General features: G+C 41.9%; 14 protein-coding genes. 4 read left to right on the top strand and 10 right to left on the bottom strand.

All coding sequences use genetic code 11. The features are described 5' to 3' along the window. Window positions 1-2: 2 nt before the first annotated feature. On the top strand, window positions 3-164 hold the full coding sequence (locus ACLFKQ_RS03425; protein ID WP_448998491.1) for a hypothetical protein: 162 nt from the start codon (window positions 3-5) through the stop codon (window positions 162-164). 238 nt (window positions 165-402) lie between these two features. Here ACLFKQ_RS03425 and ACLFKQ_RS03420 read toward each other — a convergent pair whose 3' ends face one another. Continuing rightward, window positions 403-639 (bottom strand): hypothetical protein, encoded by a 237-nt coding sequence (locus ACLFKQ_RS03420; RefSeq protein ID WP_448998490.1) that lies wholly within the window; start codon window positions 637-639, stop codon window positions 403-405. Window positions 640-674: 35 nt separating this feature from the next. On the opposite strand from ACLFKQ_RS03420, the gene ACLFKQ_RS03415 reads away from it, so the two are divergent. Beyond that, complete coding sequence (locus ACLFKQ_RS03415) at window positions 675-1,388, top strand: Crp/Fnr family transcriptional regulator (RefSeq protein ID WP_448998489.1); 714 nt, start codon at window positions 675-677, stop codon at window positions 1,386-1,388. Between the two features lie 77 nt (window positions 1,389-1,465). Here ACLFKQ_RS03415 and ACLFKQ_RS03410 read toward each other — a convergent pair whose 3' ends face one another. From ACLFKQ_RS03410 to ACLFKQ_RS03385, 6 genes are all read right to left on the bottom strand, one after another. Continuing rightward, entirely contained in the window at window positions 1,466-4,750 is a 3,285-nt protein-coding gene (locus ACLFKQ_RS03410) for a tetratricopeptide repeat protein (protein WP_448998488.1), read from the bottom strand. A gap of 160 nt (window positions 4,751-4,910) precedes the next feature. Beyond that, entirely contained in the window at window positions 4,911-6,080 is a 1,170-nt protein-coding gene (locus ACLFKQ_RS03405; protein ID WP_448998487.1) for an FtsW/RodA/SpoVE family cell cycle protein, read from the bottom strand. A gap of 109 nt (window positions 6,081-6,189) precedes the next feature. Then, on the bottom strand, window positions 6,190-6,393 hold the full coding sequence (locus ACLFKQ_RS03400; RefSeq protein WP_448998486.1) for a phycobilisome linker polypeptide: 204 nt from the start codon (window positions 6,391-6,393) through the stop codon (window positions 6,190-6,192). A 322-nt stretch (window positions 6,394-6,715) separates the two neighbouring features. After that, the gene (gene apcB, locus ACLFKQ_RS03395) at window positions 6,716-7,201 is read right to left on the bottom strand and encodes an allophycocyanin subunit beta (RefSeq protein WP_448998485.1); all 486 of its coding nucleotides are present in this window, start codon (window positions 7,199-7,201) and stop codon (window positions 6,716-6,718) included. 116 nt (window positions 7,202-7,317) lie between these two features. Continuing rightward, window positions 7,318-7,803: an allophycocyanin gene (locus ACLFKQ_RS03390; RefSeq protein WP_448998484.1), complete on the bottom strand. Its 486-nt coding sequence runs from the start codon at window positions 7,801-7,803 to the stop codon at window positions 7,318-7,320. A gap of 612 nt (window positions 7,804-8,415) precedes the next feature. After that, complete coding sequence (locus ACLFKQ_RS03385) at window positions 8,416-11,115, bottom strand: phycobilisome rod-core linker polypeptide (RefSeq protein WP_448998483.1); 2,700 nt, start codon at window positions 11,113-11,115, stop codon at window positions 8,416-8,418. A gap of 441 nt (window positions 11,116-11,556) precedes the next feature. Here ACLFKQ_RS03385 and ACLFKQ_RS03380 point away from each other — a divergent pair, with 441 nt between their 5' ends. Continuing rightward, window positions 11,557-12,639 (top strand): class I fructose-bisphosphate aldolase, encoded by a 1,083-nt coding sequence (locus ACLFKQ_RS03380; RefSeq protein ID WP_448998482.1) that lies wholly within the window; start codon window positions 11,557-11,559, stop codon window positions 12,637-12,639. Window positions 12,640-12,751: 112 nt separating this feature from the next. Here ACLFKQ_RS03380 and ACLFKQ_RS03375 read toward each other — a convergent pair whose 3' ends face one another. From ACLFKQ_RS03375 to ACLFKQ_RS03365, 3 genes are all read right to left on the bottom strand, one after another. Beyond that, the gene (locus ACLFKQ_RS03375) at window positions 12,752-12,988 is read right to left on the bottom strand and encodes a hypothetical protein (RefSeq protein WP_448998481.1); all 237 of its coding nucleotides are present in this window, start codon (window positions 12,986-12,988) and stop codon (window positions 12,752-12,754) included. Window positions 12,989-13,052: 64 nt separating this feature from the next. Beyond that, window positions 13,053-13,208, bottom strand: a complete 156-nt coding sequence (locus ACLFKQ_RS03370; RefSeq protein WP_448998480.1) for a type II toxin-antitoxin system PemK/MazF family toxin — start codon at window positions 13,206-13,208, stop codon at window positions 13,053-13,055. Beyond that, window positions 13,196-13,441: an AbrB/MazE/SpoVT family DNA-binding domain-containing protein gene (locus ACLFKQ_RS03365; RefSeq protein ID WP_448998479.1), complete on the bottom strand. Its 246-nt coding sequence runs from the start codon at window positions 13,439-13,441 to the stop codon at window positions 13,196-13,198. The genes ACLFKQ_RS03370 and ACLFKQ_RS03365 overlap by 13 nt, the downstream gene beginning before the upstream one ends. A gap of 79 nt (window positions 13,442-13,520) precedes the next feature. Here ACLFKQ_RS03365 and ACLFKQ_RS03360 point away from each other — a divergent pair, with 79 nt between their 5' ends. Further along, on the top strand, window positions 13,521-14,735 hold the full coding sequence (locus ACLFKQ_RS03360) for a class I SAM-dependent methyltransferase (protein ID WP_448998478.1): 1,215 nt from the start codon (window positions 13,521-13,523) through the stop codon (window positions 14,733-14,735). Window positions 14,736-14,742 lie beyond the last annotated feature (7 nt).

Here is a 14,742-nt window from a genome sequence, read left to right as displayed (position 1 = left end):
TATTGGAGTTGGCTAAACTGGGAGATATCGAAGCATTGGAACGCCAGTTAGAATCTTTAACGACTTTAGATTATGAATACACTCCCTTTACACGACAAACAGGACAACTTGCCGCTGGTTTTCAACAGCACGAGCTGATAAATTTTATCGAGCAGTTTTTATAAGGTTACTTCAAGACCGCTATCTGACAAATCGACCAAATCGCTCAATACTTCAAATAGTTTTTATTTATTGGCTTGTTTGGCAATGGCGATAGAGAAGTGCCTCATACTTAAAACGGTTTGATAGTTGCTATGCGATCGCCTGTCTGGTCTTTTGTTAAGTTTGTCAGCAATATTAATAAATAAACCGCATCTACTTTGAAACCAGTAGTTCTTTATTTTTCTACTTTTACTTTGCTTTTCAGTTGAATAGAACACAACCGAGCGACTTTTTTCCTTTGCCTTCTGGAGGAGCTGTATCTCGAATCGCATTCGAATCCTTGAAAGCTCCGTCCTCCTGCCTCAGATCGAGATATGGTCTACCCAAACGAAAACTGCTGTAAGTTAAAGGACAAGGGGCAAAGGGAAAAGGTATTTGACTAAAACTCCAGTTCTCTATATGGACGCGGTTTAAAATGAAGCTGTATGAAAATTTCATTGAAGTCTAATGACCAATGACCAATAACAAAATAAATGCTCGTTAAAGGCTCCTCATCGATCGCCCAATTAAAACAAATCTCAATCTTTCAAGATTTAGCCGTAGCAGAATTAAACAGCCTCGTTCCCTATAGTTATGTACGGGAATACCAGCAAAATGAAATAGTAATGCAAGAAGGCGATCGCATTCCCCAACAACTTCATGCTTTAATTACGGGTAGACTAGAGGTTAAAAAAACTACTGCCAATGGTAAAGAAACGGTATTGCGTCTGATTCCCGCAGGTGAGCTTTTTGCCGCGCCAGCTATTTTTGGCAATAGTATTGCTCCGGCAAGGGTAATTTGTCAAATAGAGTCACGAGTATTAACTATCGATCGCGAAGCTTTATTAACGGCAATTTCTCATTCACCAGAAATTAGTTTGAGAATCTTAGAAGTATTCAATCAAAGACTGCAACAGCTTCACAATACAGTACACGGGTTGATTTCCGAACGGGCAATGGTGCGTTTGGTAAGACTAATTCAATACTATCGCGATCGCGATGGTATTCATTCTGTGGCGGAAGGAGATTGTTTGAATGTCAAACTCTCTTATTACCAAATTGCTCGCAGTATTGGTATTACCTACGAAGAATGCGTGCGTTTATTTAAAAAGCTTAAGGGAATAACTGTTTATAAAAGAGGCGGTACAATTATCGTTCGAGATTGGGAAAAATTAGAGAACATAATTAACGATATGCAAGAGAATTAGGCTATTGAATATATTGTTATCTAGCTATCTGCTACTTGAATATATAGGCAATAAATTTGGTGAATTCCTTTCGTCTTCTAGTCACGGCCATCCATACGACAGCCTACTATATTCATCGCTTGAGTGATGGGAGCAAAATTTGGAGCAAACTGCCGCGATTCTCGATAGGTATCGCAGGCTGCATTATAATTTTGTTGCTTAGTTAAAATCGAGCCTTTTGTTTGCCAGAGCGAGGGATTTTGAGGTTCTAAGGCGAGAGCACGGTCGATGGCTGAGAGAGCCTCTTCTGAGCGAGCGACCTCCTGTAGAGCATGGGCCAAACCAATCCAGGTCTTGCTGTCTCTAGGATTGAGTTGACTTGCCTTGGTAAAAGAAGAGATCGCTAGAGCGTATTGACCCGCTTGGCTTAATGCTAGACCTCGATCGCGCCACAACTGAGCGAAATCTGGCTCGATCGCTAGTGCTCGATCGTAAGCTTCAACTGCAGCTTCGGGTCGATCTAAACCGTCTTTAAAAATCGAACCGCGAATTTGCCAAGGGCGACCGGCGTGGGGACGAATTTGTAAGGCTCGATCTAATGCGGTTAAGGCTGCTTCATATTCACCAGATGCTGAGAGAACTCTCGCTTTACCAATCCAAGCCAAATAAGCTTGAGATGAGGTAGCGATTACTTCTTCATATGCTGCTAAGGCTTTACTTTGAATTTGTAAGGGAGAATAGTAAGCATTACTGGAAGCTCCCTGACGGAATAATCCATCAGCTTGGGAGGTTCGAAGCTCAGTTAAAAAATCTCCTTGCGCCAGCCAAAGATTGTAACTCGAACTTGCTGATGCTCCTTCGACTACTGTTTGGTAGGTAGAGAGAACTTCTCGATAAACTCGATCGGCTTCTTGTGGACGACCGAGAGCTTGCAAGGCAAAAACCTTATCTTGCCACAAATGAGGACTTTTAGGCTCGATCGCCTGGACGCGGTTGAGTACGGTTAGCGCGTCATAATAGCGACCCAAACTAATTAACACTCTGGCGCGATCGCTTAAGAACTCGGGGTTGAGGGGGTCTTGTTTTAATGCTGCTTCCTGAAAGAATAGTGCTTCTTGGTAAAGTTGTAAATTTTCTAAAGTTTTGCCTTTGCTATTCAAGGCTACCCCATCATTGGGCTGTAATTCTAAAGCACGATTGTAAGCCTGTAGAGCTTTAGGAAAACTTTCTAAACGGTAGAAAGAATCTCCTCGTTTTTTCCAGATTTGAAAGTCGCTAGGATTCAATTTGCTTGCTTCGGAATAAGCTGCCATAGCTTCTGGAAAACGTTTTAGGTCGTACAAGGCATCTCCTTTTCCTTCCCATGCCAAAGAATTATTCGGCTGTATTTCGGTTGCCTGGTTAAAAGCATTTAAGGCAATTTGAGGTTGTTCTGAGAGGAGTTGTTTGCCGCGATACCAGTAATACATCGGTCTAACCATCGGAAAAGCAAATTCAATGCTTGCCAGTAAGCTAGCAATTCCTAGAGTTACTAAGACCATTTGAGCTGGCTGTAGCGACCATGATGAAGAGGGAGGTGCCCCAGTTTTAGATTTATCGAGTTTAGCGGCAGTGACTCGAGCGGATCTAACTTCCACTTTGCCTAGATCCCTAACTACATTCTCTACCAATTGATAGCGTCGAGCCAGATCTAAAGCCGTCATTTTGTCGATTATTTTTGCCAAACGATTGTTGACGACCTCTTTCTGCCAGAGAAGTTTTCCCGTTTGCTGTCTCGATAGGCATTCGGGTTCAATTCCGGTTAAAGCTTCAATTGCTATTATGCCCAAACTATAGATATCGCTGCTGAGAGTCGGTCTACCGGCAATCTGTTCCGGAGGAAGATATGCACTATAACTAACATGTCTACGATCGGTTATGTTGCTACCCCATAAATATTGGAGATCCTCTAAAATACCAAAACTAATCAAGATTACCCGCTCGTCCTGGTCGATTACCAAATTTTCTGGCTGGAGATGACGATGAATCACCCGATATTGATGAATTAATCCTAATGCGGTGAGAGCACTTTCTAAAAAACCTACTAATTCTGCTTCAGACAACTTTCGCTTTGCCAGAATTTCTCTGAGGCTTTCACCGCGAACACATGCCTTAACTAAATAAAATTCGCCGTTTACTTGAAAATGATCCCAAAGCTGAGATATTTGTGGGCAATTTCTTAATTTATCTAGGTCTAAAAGTCTTTTGCTCAAATGGTGCTCGATTTCTTCCCAGCTAACCGCATCGCACTGGCTCAATTCTACACGCTCGACAATACAGGGAGATTGATAGGAACGTCGTAGATTTTCAGCAAAATAACTATTGATAAAGTTAGAGGCACCCCTTTCGTTCGAGGGTAGAGTCTTTCTTACTGCTGGTTTTTCCTGTAAATGTCGGATAATTCGATAACGTCCATCTACGATCTGACCCACTATTAATAGAGGCTTGAGATCCCAGAGAACTTCTAAGGCAGTTTGATAACGTTGGTTACAGTCAGCGGCAATCATTTTTTCAATAACTGCCGCTAGCTTATCACTAATATGACAGCAACGCCGCCAAAATGTATTGGTTTGTTCTAATTCTCGTGGTGAAAGTCCGGTTAAGCTGTAAATAGCAGTTTTACCCAAGCCATAAAGATCGCTATTAAATCTCGGCTTTCTGACTATTTGTTCTGGTGCGACATAGGTACTAAATTGGGAAGCTAAAGCAGGATTTTGTTGAGAGCTTTGAAAAACTTCTATAGTTTTGAAGGCACCAAAGTTTAAGAGCACGTAACTATTGTTTTCCTGGCGTTCGATTAAATGAGCTGGTTCGATCGCCTGATGAACGAGATGGTTTTTGTGAATTAAATCCAGGGTTTTAAGCACATCGTGCAATAAATGTATTACACGCACTTCGTCAAAAACTCGACGTTTGACTTTCTGCTTTAGTGCTTCGTCGTCGATATATTCTCTGACGAGATAAATTTGCCTATTCTCCACAAAATACGTTCTATATTGAGGAATTTGAGGGCGATTGCCCAATCTCTGTAAAATTTCTAATTGTCGAGCGAATTTAGCTATAGTATCAGTTTCAGGTTGAGAATTATCTGACCAGAGATAAAACTGCTCGATAACGCATCGCGAATCTTCGTTACTCGGTCTTTCCAATCGATCTCCAGCGCGGGGAAGCGAGCGTTGGTTGATTTCTAAATCTTTTGCCAAATAAGTTTTATCTGCCGTTCCCTTACTCAATTGCTGAATAATTTGATAGCGTCCCACAATTGCACCAGGAGCGTGGACGATAGTTTTAAGACGATCGCTTGAGGGTACCACATCTGTCGGTATCGGTTTGGGGTTAAGCATAATTAGGATTTGTGGGGATCATCTACGACTGTCTCGCTGTTAGAGGAAGCCTCGTCGTTCCAGGGCAGGATTCTTCTAACTTATATAAAAAAATACCTAGATTTAAAATACCTAGATTTTGAATGATAGTTCTGTTTTTATCTCTCTCTAGTATTTTAGTTTACGAACGAAAAGACGGTTTGAAAGTGATTATTCTCCCCCGATTGCTCTCTCTGGCGACTCTAACTAGCAGTCCTGCTAAAAGCAAAGAGGCGACGATCGAGTTAATCCCGTAGCTAAAAAATGGTAGGGGTAAACCAGTAGTAGGTAAGACACCAGTAGCTACTCCGATGTTAATTAGAGACTGTCCTACTAAAAAAACCATTGCGCCGATGGCGATCGCGCTGGATACGGCATGACGGCATTTGATCGCTACTCTCAAGGCTAAAGTTGCAAACCCCAAAAGCAGCAATAGAAACAATAAGCAACCGAGCCAGCCAAATTCTTCGGCATAGACGGCAAAAATAAAATCTGTAGAACGTATGGGTAAATATGATAATTTTTGTTGCGAAAGTCCCAATCCCGAACCGCTGATTCCTCCCGAAGCGATCGCCAGTAGACTTTGAATTAGCTGATATCCCTTACCATGATAGTCTTGCCAGGGATCGAGAAAAAAGATGATGCGATCGCGCTGATAGGAATTGAGGGCAAGACTCGTACCCGCAAGTCCCACTCCCACTATTGCCGAACCGATTAGCTGACTCCAGGGCAGACCAGCAGATAGGGCAATTAACCACAAACCGATACCGCATAAAGCTGCAGTACTTAAATTGGGCTGTTTCAAAATTCCCAGCAGCACTAGAGCAAAAACTATCAGCCATACTATCCTGACTTTTATTTTTAAATCTTGCCAGCGAGAAAAAAAATAACCAGCTTGTAAAACTAAAAAAGGTTTGATTAATTCTGAAGGTTGTAGCGAAAATGGACCGATAGCAATCCAACGACTCGCTCCCATAGTAGTTTTGCCTAAACCTGGAATCAAAGTCGCCAAAATTAGCAGTAAGCCCACTAAAACGATCCAGGGAGCAGATTTTAAACTTTGTTTCAGGGGCTGTCTGGCTACAAGATTGAAACCAACGATTCCGACTAAGACTCCGAGCAACTGCCTTTTAAATACATACAGTCCGTCGTCATTATTGACAATGCCCTCGGGATAGGAAGCCGATACTAAAGTAACCAATCCGATTAACAGCCATACACAAGTCAACCAATTTAATAAACGAGCTTCCCAAGTCCAAGCTTTTACCTGAGGATCGATAAAGGGAATTAAATAGCGTAAATATCGTCTCACGTATTTAGTAGATAGTTTTTTTCCCTATCAAAGGTAACAGACAAAAAAATAAATAAAAAGAGGTCTTGCAAGACCTCTCTAGTTAAATTCCGTTGTTCGATACAAAAGTTTATAACAAGCCAGTATTAATTCCTTGCTTGCCTGTAGCTAGTTCTACTTTCATAATTTTTCCGCCCATTTTCATGATGCGCTGTTGTTCGCGAAACCAGTTATCGTAGGGAACGAGTTTGGTAAAATAAGTATTTTGTAATTCTCTTTGGGTACGAATCCTAGTTTGGCTAGGAACGCAAGCCGTAACTTTAAACATTCTCATAACTTAAAATTTCTCCCGATTTAATTATTTATTGCCTAGATGAGCGAGCCTAATGCTCTGCAGCTATCACTATGGTGAAAATATTATGGTTTTTTGTCAATTTGTCAAAAATTTTTACCAATTGTTATCATCCCGAAGCGTCGGATGACCTGAAAATTGCTAAAGTTCGAGAGTCAAAAGTCAATACTAGATCTTCAAAACTCATAGCTCGCGAATGCGCTCGAAAGCCCAAGCTTAATTAGAACTAGCACTCACTCTAGACTTCCCGAACCTCTAGAACTACTATTTATAAATGACTTAATAGATCGCCTAGTCAGTTAGGTTAGCTTAAGCCAGAGCAAATGTAGTCAAAATAAACGCCCATTTCTTTACCAGCATCAGCACCGACCAAGCTGGCAGTTACTTCTTTCATCGCTTGGATAGCTTGAACTGTAGAAGCAATGGGTACGCCTAAAGAATTATAGGTTTCTTTTAAACCGTTGAGTACGCGCTCGTCTAGGATCGAAGGATCTCCAGCTAGCATTGCGTAAGTGGAATAGCGCAGATAGTAGTCTAAATCGCGAATGCAAGCAGCATAGCGACGAGTAGTATACATATTTCCGCCGGGGCGAGTAACATCCGAATACAGTAAGGATTTAGCTACTGCTTCTTTGACGATACTTGCTGCGTTAGCACTAATCACACTAGCCGCACGGACGCGCAGTCCACCAGTTTGAAAGTAGTTTTTGAGTTTGTCCATGGCAGAACCATCGAGATACTTGCCTTGAACGTCAGCAGAATTAATAACAGAGGTAATTGCGTCTTGCATAGTTTTATTTCCTTATCTTACCTAGTCTTAAATGCTTTAACACCGATAAGTTAGTGTATTGTTTTTTTTGAATTTGCAATCGAGTCGATCGGTAGTTTATTGGCGATAACCGAATCCTACTGCATTGCTCCAATAACGTAGTCGAAATAAGAAGCAGCTTCAGATTGATCTTCAGCAGACATCATAGAAGTAGCTACGTCTTTCATTTCACGAATGCTTTGAGCCATTGCACCAATATCGGTTCCTAGAGACTTATACATCTCTCGTGCGCCGACCAAACCAATTTCTTCAATAGGAGTAACGTCTCCTGCCACTACGCCGTAAGTAATTAGACGTAGATAGTAATCCATATCCCGCAAGCAAGTTGCAGTCATTTCTTCACCATAAGCGTTACCGCCTGGAGAAACGACATCGGGACGTTTTTGGAATAATTGGTCGCCAGCTTGCTTGATAATGCGTTCTCTAGACTCGGTCAAAGTCTGAGCGATACGCAGGCGGCTTTCACCAGTAGTAACGAAAGATTTAATTCTTTCGAGTTCGCCTGGGCTCAAGTAACGAGCTTCAGCATCGGCATTCACGATCGATTTCGTGACAATACTCATCGATGGATTCCTCCCAATACAATGAAATCAAATAGTGGATGAGCTACCTCAAGAGATAGTGTTTCTCAAACAAGGTTTTCGGTTTTTTAGTTCTCAATCGGTCGCTGGATGTAAAATCCAGCGCTGCGATTGAGCGTTACTCAATCAACTGATTCGTTATTTTAGAGCAAATTAGCCAAATAAATAAAATTTACCTAGCCTTAACCGAGCGAACCTCTCAAATTTTAGATTAGTCTATTTTGCTAATTAATTTTTAGCTACAAATTAGTATTGCAGTTACTCAAACCGAATATATCAAAGGTAGCCGCTTCGTTAATAAACTTTAACAAATAGTCAAGTTTATTAATAAAAATTATTTCCTGTTAGCTTAGTTATTCAAAGATATTATTGAGCCAACAATGCGACAATAGCTAAATTTCCGCCGATTCGGCTTAGCAGCCTGACTTAATTATTTTGCGGTATTTGGTTTTAAAAAGCTATTTTTTCTTAGTAAAAAGTAACAATCAGCTTCATTAATACCTAATTGCCAAGCAAGTGAAAGCGGCAGGGGACAACTAGCCTTTTAGTCTCTAGTTACCCCCGCTACTTCAAAGCGATCGACTATAGATTCAGCTAAATTTTGAATTTAGTAGGTCCAAAGCTAGGAATGACAATGTCATCGTTTTGCTTAGTCAATCTTTCATATAGCTTCTCCGTGTTGGGGAAGTTAGCTGCAGGTAAGGTTGGATAGCGACGATAGGGAACGGTATCCTCACCAAACACCTGTATATATTCCATACTGTTGACCATTGCACTAATAAATGCGCGAATTCCTTCAGTGGCCAAAATCTTGTTGTATTTTTGAATTTCTTTTTGAGTGAGAGGAGCGCGACCTAAGAAATGCTTGGTACCAAGCTCAATCGCTTTAGTGTTGGGATAGGGAGTGTAAAATTCTCTAATGTAAAGTTCGGAACAACCCAAGCCTTCAATAAATTCTTTGACATTAATTTCTCCATTACCCAAACGACTCTCTAAAACGGCAAATTGAGTTTGAACTACATAAGGATTGATATTGCGCTCGAATATTTGACGATAAGCCGCTTCGATGGTGTTTTTAACTGCTACCTTGTCTAGGGTAGAAGTTAGCTTAAAGATTTTTTGTTGTTCTCTTTTAGCTCTAACCCCTTGCCGAATTCGTTGTTCGACATCCGGAGAGGTACGATTGTTAGAGGCTTGTCCTAACTCCACAAAACGTGGTGTCTCTTGTTTTTCTACTTTAATTCCAATTCCCGGTTCGATCGCGCCAGGACGAGTTTTACGCAATTGGACTCCGGCAGGAGTCAGATAACGCTCGTAGGGCACGGTGTCTTCACCAAAAGCCTCTACGTACTCGGTGCTATCGATCATCGCATCGACTAGAGCATAAAAACCTTTTTTCGAGGCGAGATCGAAGTAAGCATTCATCTCTTGACGACCATAGGTAGGACGACCTAAAAGACGACGATGGATGTATTCAATGGCTTTAGTTACGTACAGAGACGACCAGTAAAGATTGCGGAAAACATCAGATTTAGCTAGAGCTTTGATAAACTCGCGGACACTAATATCACCATTTTCTAGTTTGATTTCTGCTACTTTCAAACGCTGTCCTTCGTAGACATCCCGTCCGAATACCTGGCGATAGCAAGCGCGAATTACCGCTTGAGTAGTACTTTCAGCATATTTAACGCTCGAACCGTTGCTCGCACCGGGAAGTTCATTGTTGAGACGGAATACTTTGGCTCCTAAAGAACCAGGAAACTCGCCCCTCGCACTGGGATTGCTGTTTTGGTTTTTAATCCCCGCACCGCGATGAATCAACAGACGCTTGGTGTCTTTATTAAATGGCGCGGGACTGGTGCTAGGATTGCGAGTTTCTGTAGGAAAAATTGCCCCAAACTGAATTTCTAGCGGATCGTTACCAGAACCATAGACGTGCTGGTCTGGTAGGGGACGATTGTACTGGGCAAAGGTAGTAATAAATTGAGGAACCTTGCGATAGGGTGCGCTGTAATTAAACAGATCTTGCTGCATTCCCCAGTTACGACACTCTTGGGCTTCTTGTCCCAAGCCGCGCAGGTAAGGTACTGTTTCTTCGCCAAAGTAGTCGGCGTATTCTTGAGAATCCACTAGAGCATCGACTAATGCTGATAATCCGCCTTCAGAGACAATGGAGAAATATTCTTGTAGTTCTTCGCGAGAGGAAGGTCCGCGACCTAATATATGCCGGAAAGCTAATTCTAGAGCGCGACTGTTAATAAAAGGCTCGAAAAACTGTTTTCGATATAGAGGGGATTTGCATAGACGGCGCACGAACTCTTTCATCGAGATATCGCCGTTTTTAACCTGGGATTCTAAATAAGAAATGGACTGACCGTAGGCGCGAGTAACATCCCGTTCGAAAATTTGCCGATATGCCGCTTTGATTACCGCCAATTTTTCATTGGTCGATAGACCAGGCTTCATCACGAACTTTTGCCGTCTTTCAGAAGCATTGAAATAGCTTTGGGGTAGCTCTAATCCTTGAAGGTCGTCGGAAGGACGCTGACGTAACTTGTTCGAGGGAGTTGGAGCTTTAAATTCTTTGATGACTACATCAAAGTAGCGCAAAATGATTTCTTTGCTTTCTTCATCTCTTTGAAAGTATTTTTGAGCTGCCGCTCGCATTTCTTGGAGGGCAACTATTGTTGCATCGGTAGAACAAGCATTTTCAATTACCTCCCGCAGTCCCCTGACGTTGACGGTCAAGATATTGGGATCCCCAGCAACGATCGCATAGCTAATATAACGCAAGAACCATGCCATATCCCGCAGGGATTTTTGCATATTGCCAGGACCGTATTGGTTGACGCTGATGGGTCTGAACCCTGGGGGAACGGGACCCGAGCCACCGCTAAATAGGGAGCGCAATGCACCAAAAACACCTTCGCTATCGCCTTTATCTTCTTTTTTCTCGACGTAAGAAATTACTGCTCCTTGAACGTTGGTATTGCCGCTAGGAGTAGCCATCGCCATTTCTTCTACTTCTGCAGGTTTCTCCAAATAAGACATGGGAGAACCGCCAGTAAAAATGCGATTTGCCGCCCGAGAAACGATTAAGTCGGCGTTGTTTGTCAAGGTTTGGGCAATTTCTATGCGTTTTGCCCCAGATTTATAATATTCTGTTAATTCTCTAAGTTCGCCTCTTTCTAAGAAACGGTCTTGCTGTTCTGCTTGCAGGATTGTTGAGACCGTAACTGTTTGATAAAGTTGAGGACGGGCTAATGAACTGCCACCACTTGCCGTTACACTCATGTGATTTTAATTATTGTTTTTACTTATAGTTCAGCTTTTAGATTAAAACTTTTCGAGCTTTCTGAGGAGATATATTAAGAATTATGTACTAAGATAATCGTTTAAACCTAACTGAATATCTTGGTTTATTTGTCAACAGACTTCTGTACAGATCGTTAAATGAACACTTGAGTAATAGGGAAAAACTTAAAAGAAAAAGTATTCTCTTTGTTATTTATTATTCAAAAGAGAGAATCAATTAGAGCCATAAATAAATTAATTATCCTCTCCTTTGACAACCAAGTCTGGTGCGATCGCGCTAATAACAATTACTCGCTCTTGGCTGAATTGGCGAAAAATATCGTAAATATTGTAAAAACTATCTTATGAAAGAACAAAATACTTCAATTGATAGCCAAAATGGAAGGGGTAAGGCATCAATAAGGTAAAAAAAGATTTATTATGACTGCTACTTTTTCCGCACCCAAGTCCATCGCCTCTTGGCTGGGAGATGAAGCTGAGAACTTGCTGACTTACAAAGCCAAAGTCTCTAAAGAGATGCTGCATTTACCGGGAAGCGATTTTGTCGATCGCATTTTTAGTAAGAGCGATCGTAACCCACAAGTATTACGCAGTTTGCAACAGATATACTCTACAGGCAGATTGGCTAATACGGGTTATCTTTCGATTTTGCCCGTCGATCAGGGTATTGAGCACTCTGGGGCGGCTTCTTTTGCCCCCAACCCCATCTATTTCGATCCAGAAAACATTATCAAGCTGGCATTAGAAGGAGGTTGTAACGCCGTCGCCACTACCTTGGGTGTCTTGGGTATGGTATCTCGCAAGTACGCCCACCATATTCCCTTTATCGTCAAACTCAATCACAACGAACTGCTAACCTATCCCAACGCTTCGGATCAGATTATGTTCGGTAACGTCGAACAGGCTTGGAATTTAGGGGCGGTTGCCGTCGGTGCGACGATTTATTTTGGTTCGGAAGGAGCTTCTCGTCAAATTCAAGAAGTTAGTGCTGCTTTTGCCCGTGCCCACGAACTGGGTATGGCAACTATTCTCTGGTGCTATTTGCGTAACAACGTTTTCAAACAAGATAAAGACTATCACTTATCTGCCGATCTTACGGGACAAGCCAATCATTTGGGCGTAACCATCGAAGTGGACATCATTAAGCAAAAGCTACCCGAATGCAACGGCGGTTATGCCGCAGTCCCTCAAGCCACTGGTAACAAATACGGCAGAACTCACGATAAAGTCTATAGCGAATTGACTAGCGATCATCCCATCGATCTGACTCGCTATCAGGTTCTCAATTGCTATGCAGGGCGTAGCGGCTTAATTAATTCTGGTGGTGCTTCTGGCGAGAATGATTTTGCCACTGCGGTGCGTACTGCAGTAATTAATAAACGGGCTGGCGGTTGTGGTTTAATTTCTGGTAGAAAAACTTTTCAACGTTCGATGGATGAAGGGGTGAAGTTATTTCATGCCATTCAGGATGTTTATCTTTCCGATGATGTGACTATTGCTTAAAATCGAGCTATTAGCTGTTAGCTTGGAATAATTTGTTAGGGGTAAATATTATTTGCCCCTCGAACATTTTTCTCAAATAAAAGAACGAAGATCTTAGAATTCCAAGCTATGTTCATTCTCGATCTAATTCAGCTAAAAAATCTCCAACAGAACCAAATGTAATCTGTCCTTCTCGGTATTCTTGTCGAACTTCTTCAATTTCTTTTTCTAAACGATCGCGTTTTTGTTGTCTTAAGCGATTTTGTATAATCTCTATGAGCACAGTTTGGTCTTTCTCTGCAAGTTCTAAATTTAGTTCTAAAAGTTTGGCTAAAATATCGTCTTGTTCTTTAAAATTATAAGCCCGCATCACTAATTTATCTAGCTGTTGATGTAGCTGATGCTGATAAAGTTTGCTTTTATAGTTCCTTATTTTAGTAGTTAGTCAGGGGAGCGATAACTATCGTGCGGATGTATTGATTCATCTCATTGGGAGAAATGACAACGCAAGAAAGAGTTTTTTGAACCTCCGAACCAACAGTAGGATCTAAGTTAACTAAATAAACTTCTCCTCTACTTACCATTCCCATTCCTCGTCGTATTCCGTGGGAATAGTATCGTCGATTAACAATTCATCATCGCCATTAGCAACCATTTTTTGAAAAGATTCCGACCATCCTTCCCTAACTTTATACGGACTGAGAATTAGACTTCTATCGTGAATTTCCATCTCGACCGCATCAGTGAATCCACATTGCTCCATAATTGTTTTAGGAATTCTAATTCCTTGAGAGTTACCAATTTTGATAATGTCTATCTTCATTACAATTCCTTACTAAGTAATTACAAAGTATTTACTTCGAGCTTAACCATGAAGTGGACTCAATAACTGAGAAAAAACAATGTCCGATCCACAAGCCATCAATCAAGCCGTTGCCAATCTTTATAATGCCTATCCCTTTCCTCCCGATCCCCTTTCTGATGACGAACCCCCTGGATATAACTGGCGGTGGAGTTGGACGGCTGCGTATAATTTCTGTACGGGAATCAAGCCACCTACCCAAGAGATTCGGATTTTAGATGCAGGTTGCGGTACGGGTTCGAGTACGGACTATTTGATTCACCTCAACCCCGAAGCCGAAGTCGTGGCGATGGATATCAGCCAGAAAGCTTTGGAAGTGGCTAAAGAAAGATGTCGGCGTTCGGGTGTAATTGCCAAGCACCAGAAGCCAATTGAGTTTCGTCAGCTTCGAGTTGAAGAAGTACCCGAGCAGCTAGCAGGAGAGTTCGATCTGATTAATTCTGTAGGGGTACTGCATCATTTACCCGATCCGGTTAGAGGTATTCAGGCTTTAGCGAGCAAGTTAAAACCCGGTGGTATCTTCCATATTTTTGTCTATGCCGAATTAGGACGTTGGGAAATTAGCCTAATGCAAAAAGCCATCGCGCTACTACAAGGAGACAGACGCGGCGATTATAGCGATGGGGTAAAAGTTGGTAGAGAAATTTTTGCCAACCTGCCAGAGAATAATCGTCTGTTAAAACAGGAAAAGGAACGCTGGTCGTTAGAAAATCATCGCGATGAATCCTTTGCCGATATGTACGTGCATCCTCAAGAGGTAGACTACAATATCGAAACGCTGTTCCAACTAATCGATGCTTCGGGTTTAGAGTTCCTCGGTTTTTCCAATCCCCAATACTGGCAGCTAGAAAGGCTAATCGGTCAGTCTGAGGAATTGCACGCTAGAGCCAAAGATTTAAGCGATCGCCAGAGATATCGTTTAATCGAATTACTCGACCCCAGCCTAACTCACTATGAATTTTTTCTAGGGCGATCGCCCATACCTCAAGTAGATTGGTCAAATGACGAGCAACTGATTCTAGCTATTCCCGAACTGCACTCCTGTATCCAAGGCTTCCCCAGTCGCAATTTTCTCGACTACGACTATCAATTAGTTGAAGTCAACGAGGCTGAATATGAATTTATGCTGACTTGTGCTAAAAATTCCCAACTACAGCGAAGCGTCGGAGAACTAATCGCCGAGAGCAAATTAGATTTGGCGGGAGTGCGATCGCTACAGACAAGGCAATTAATAATATTAGCTGGCAATCCCTGACATGAGA

This window comes from Myxosarcina sp. GI1(2024) (assembly GCF_053543375.1).
Note: the sequence above shows the minus strand (reverse complement) of the source record. Positions and strands in the feature narration are given on the sequence as shown.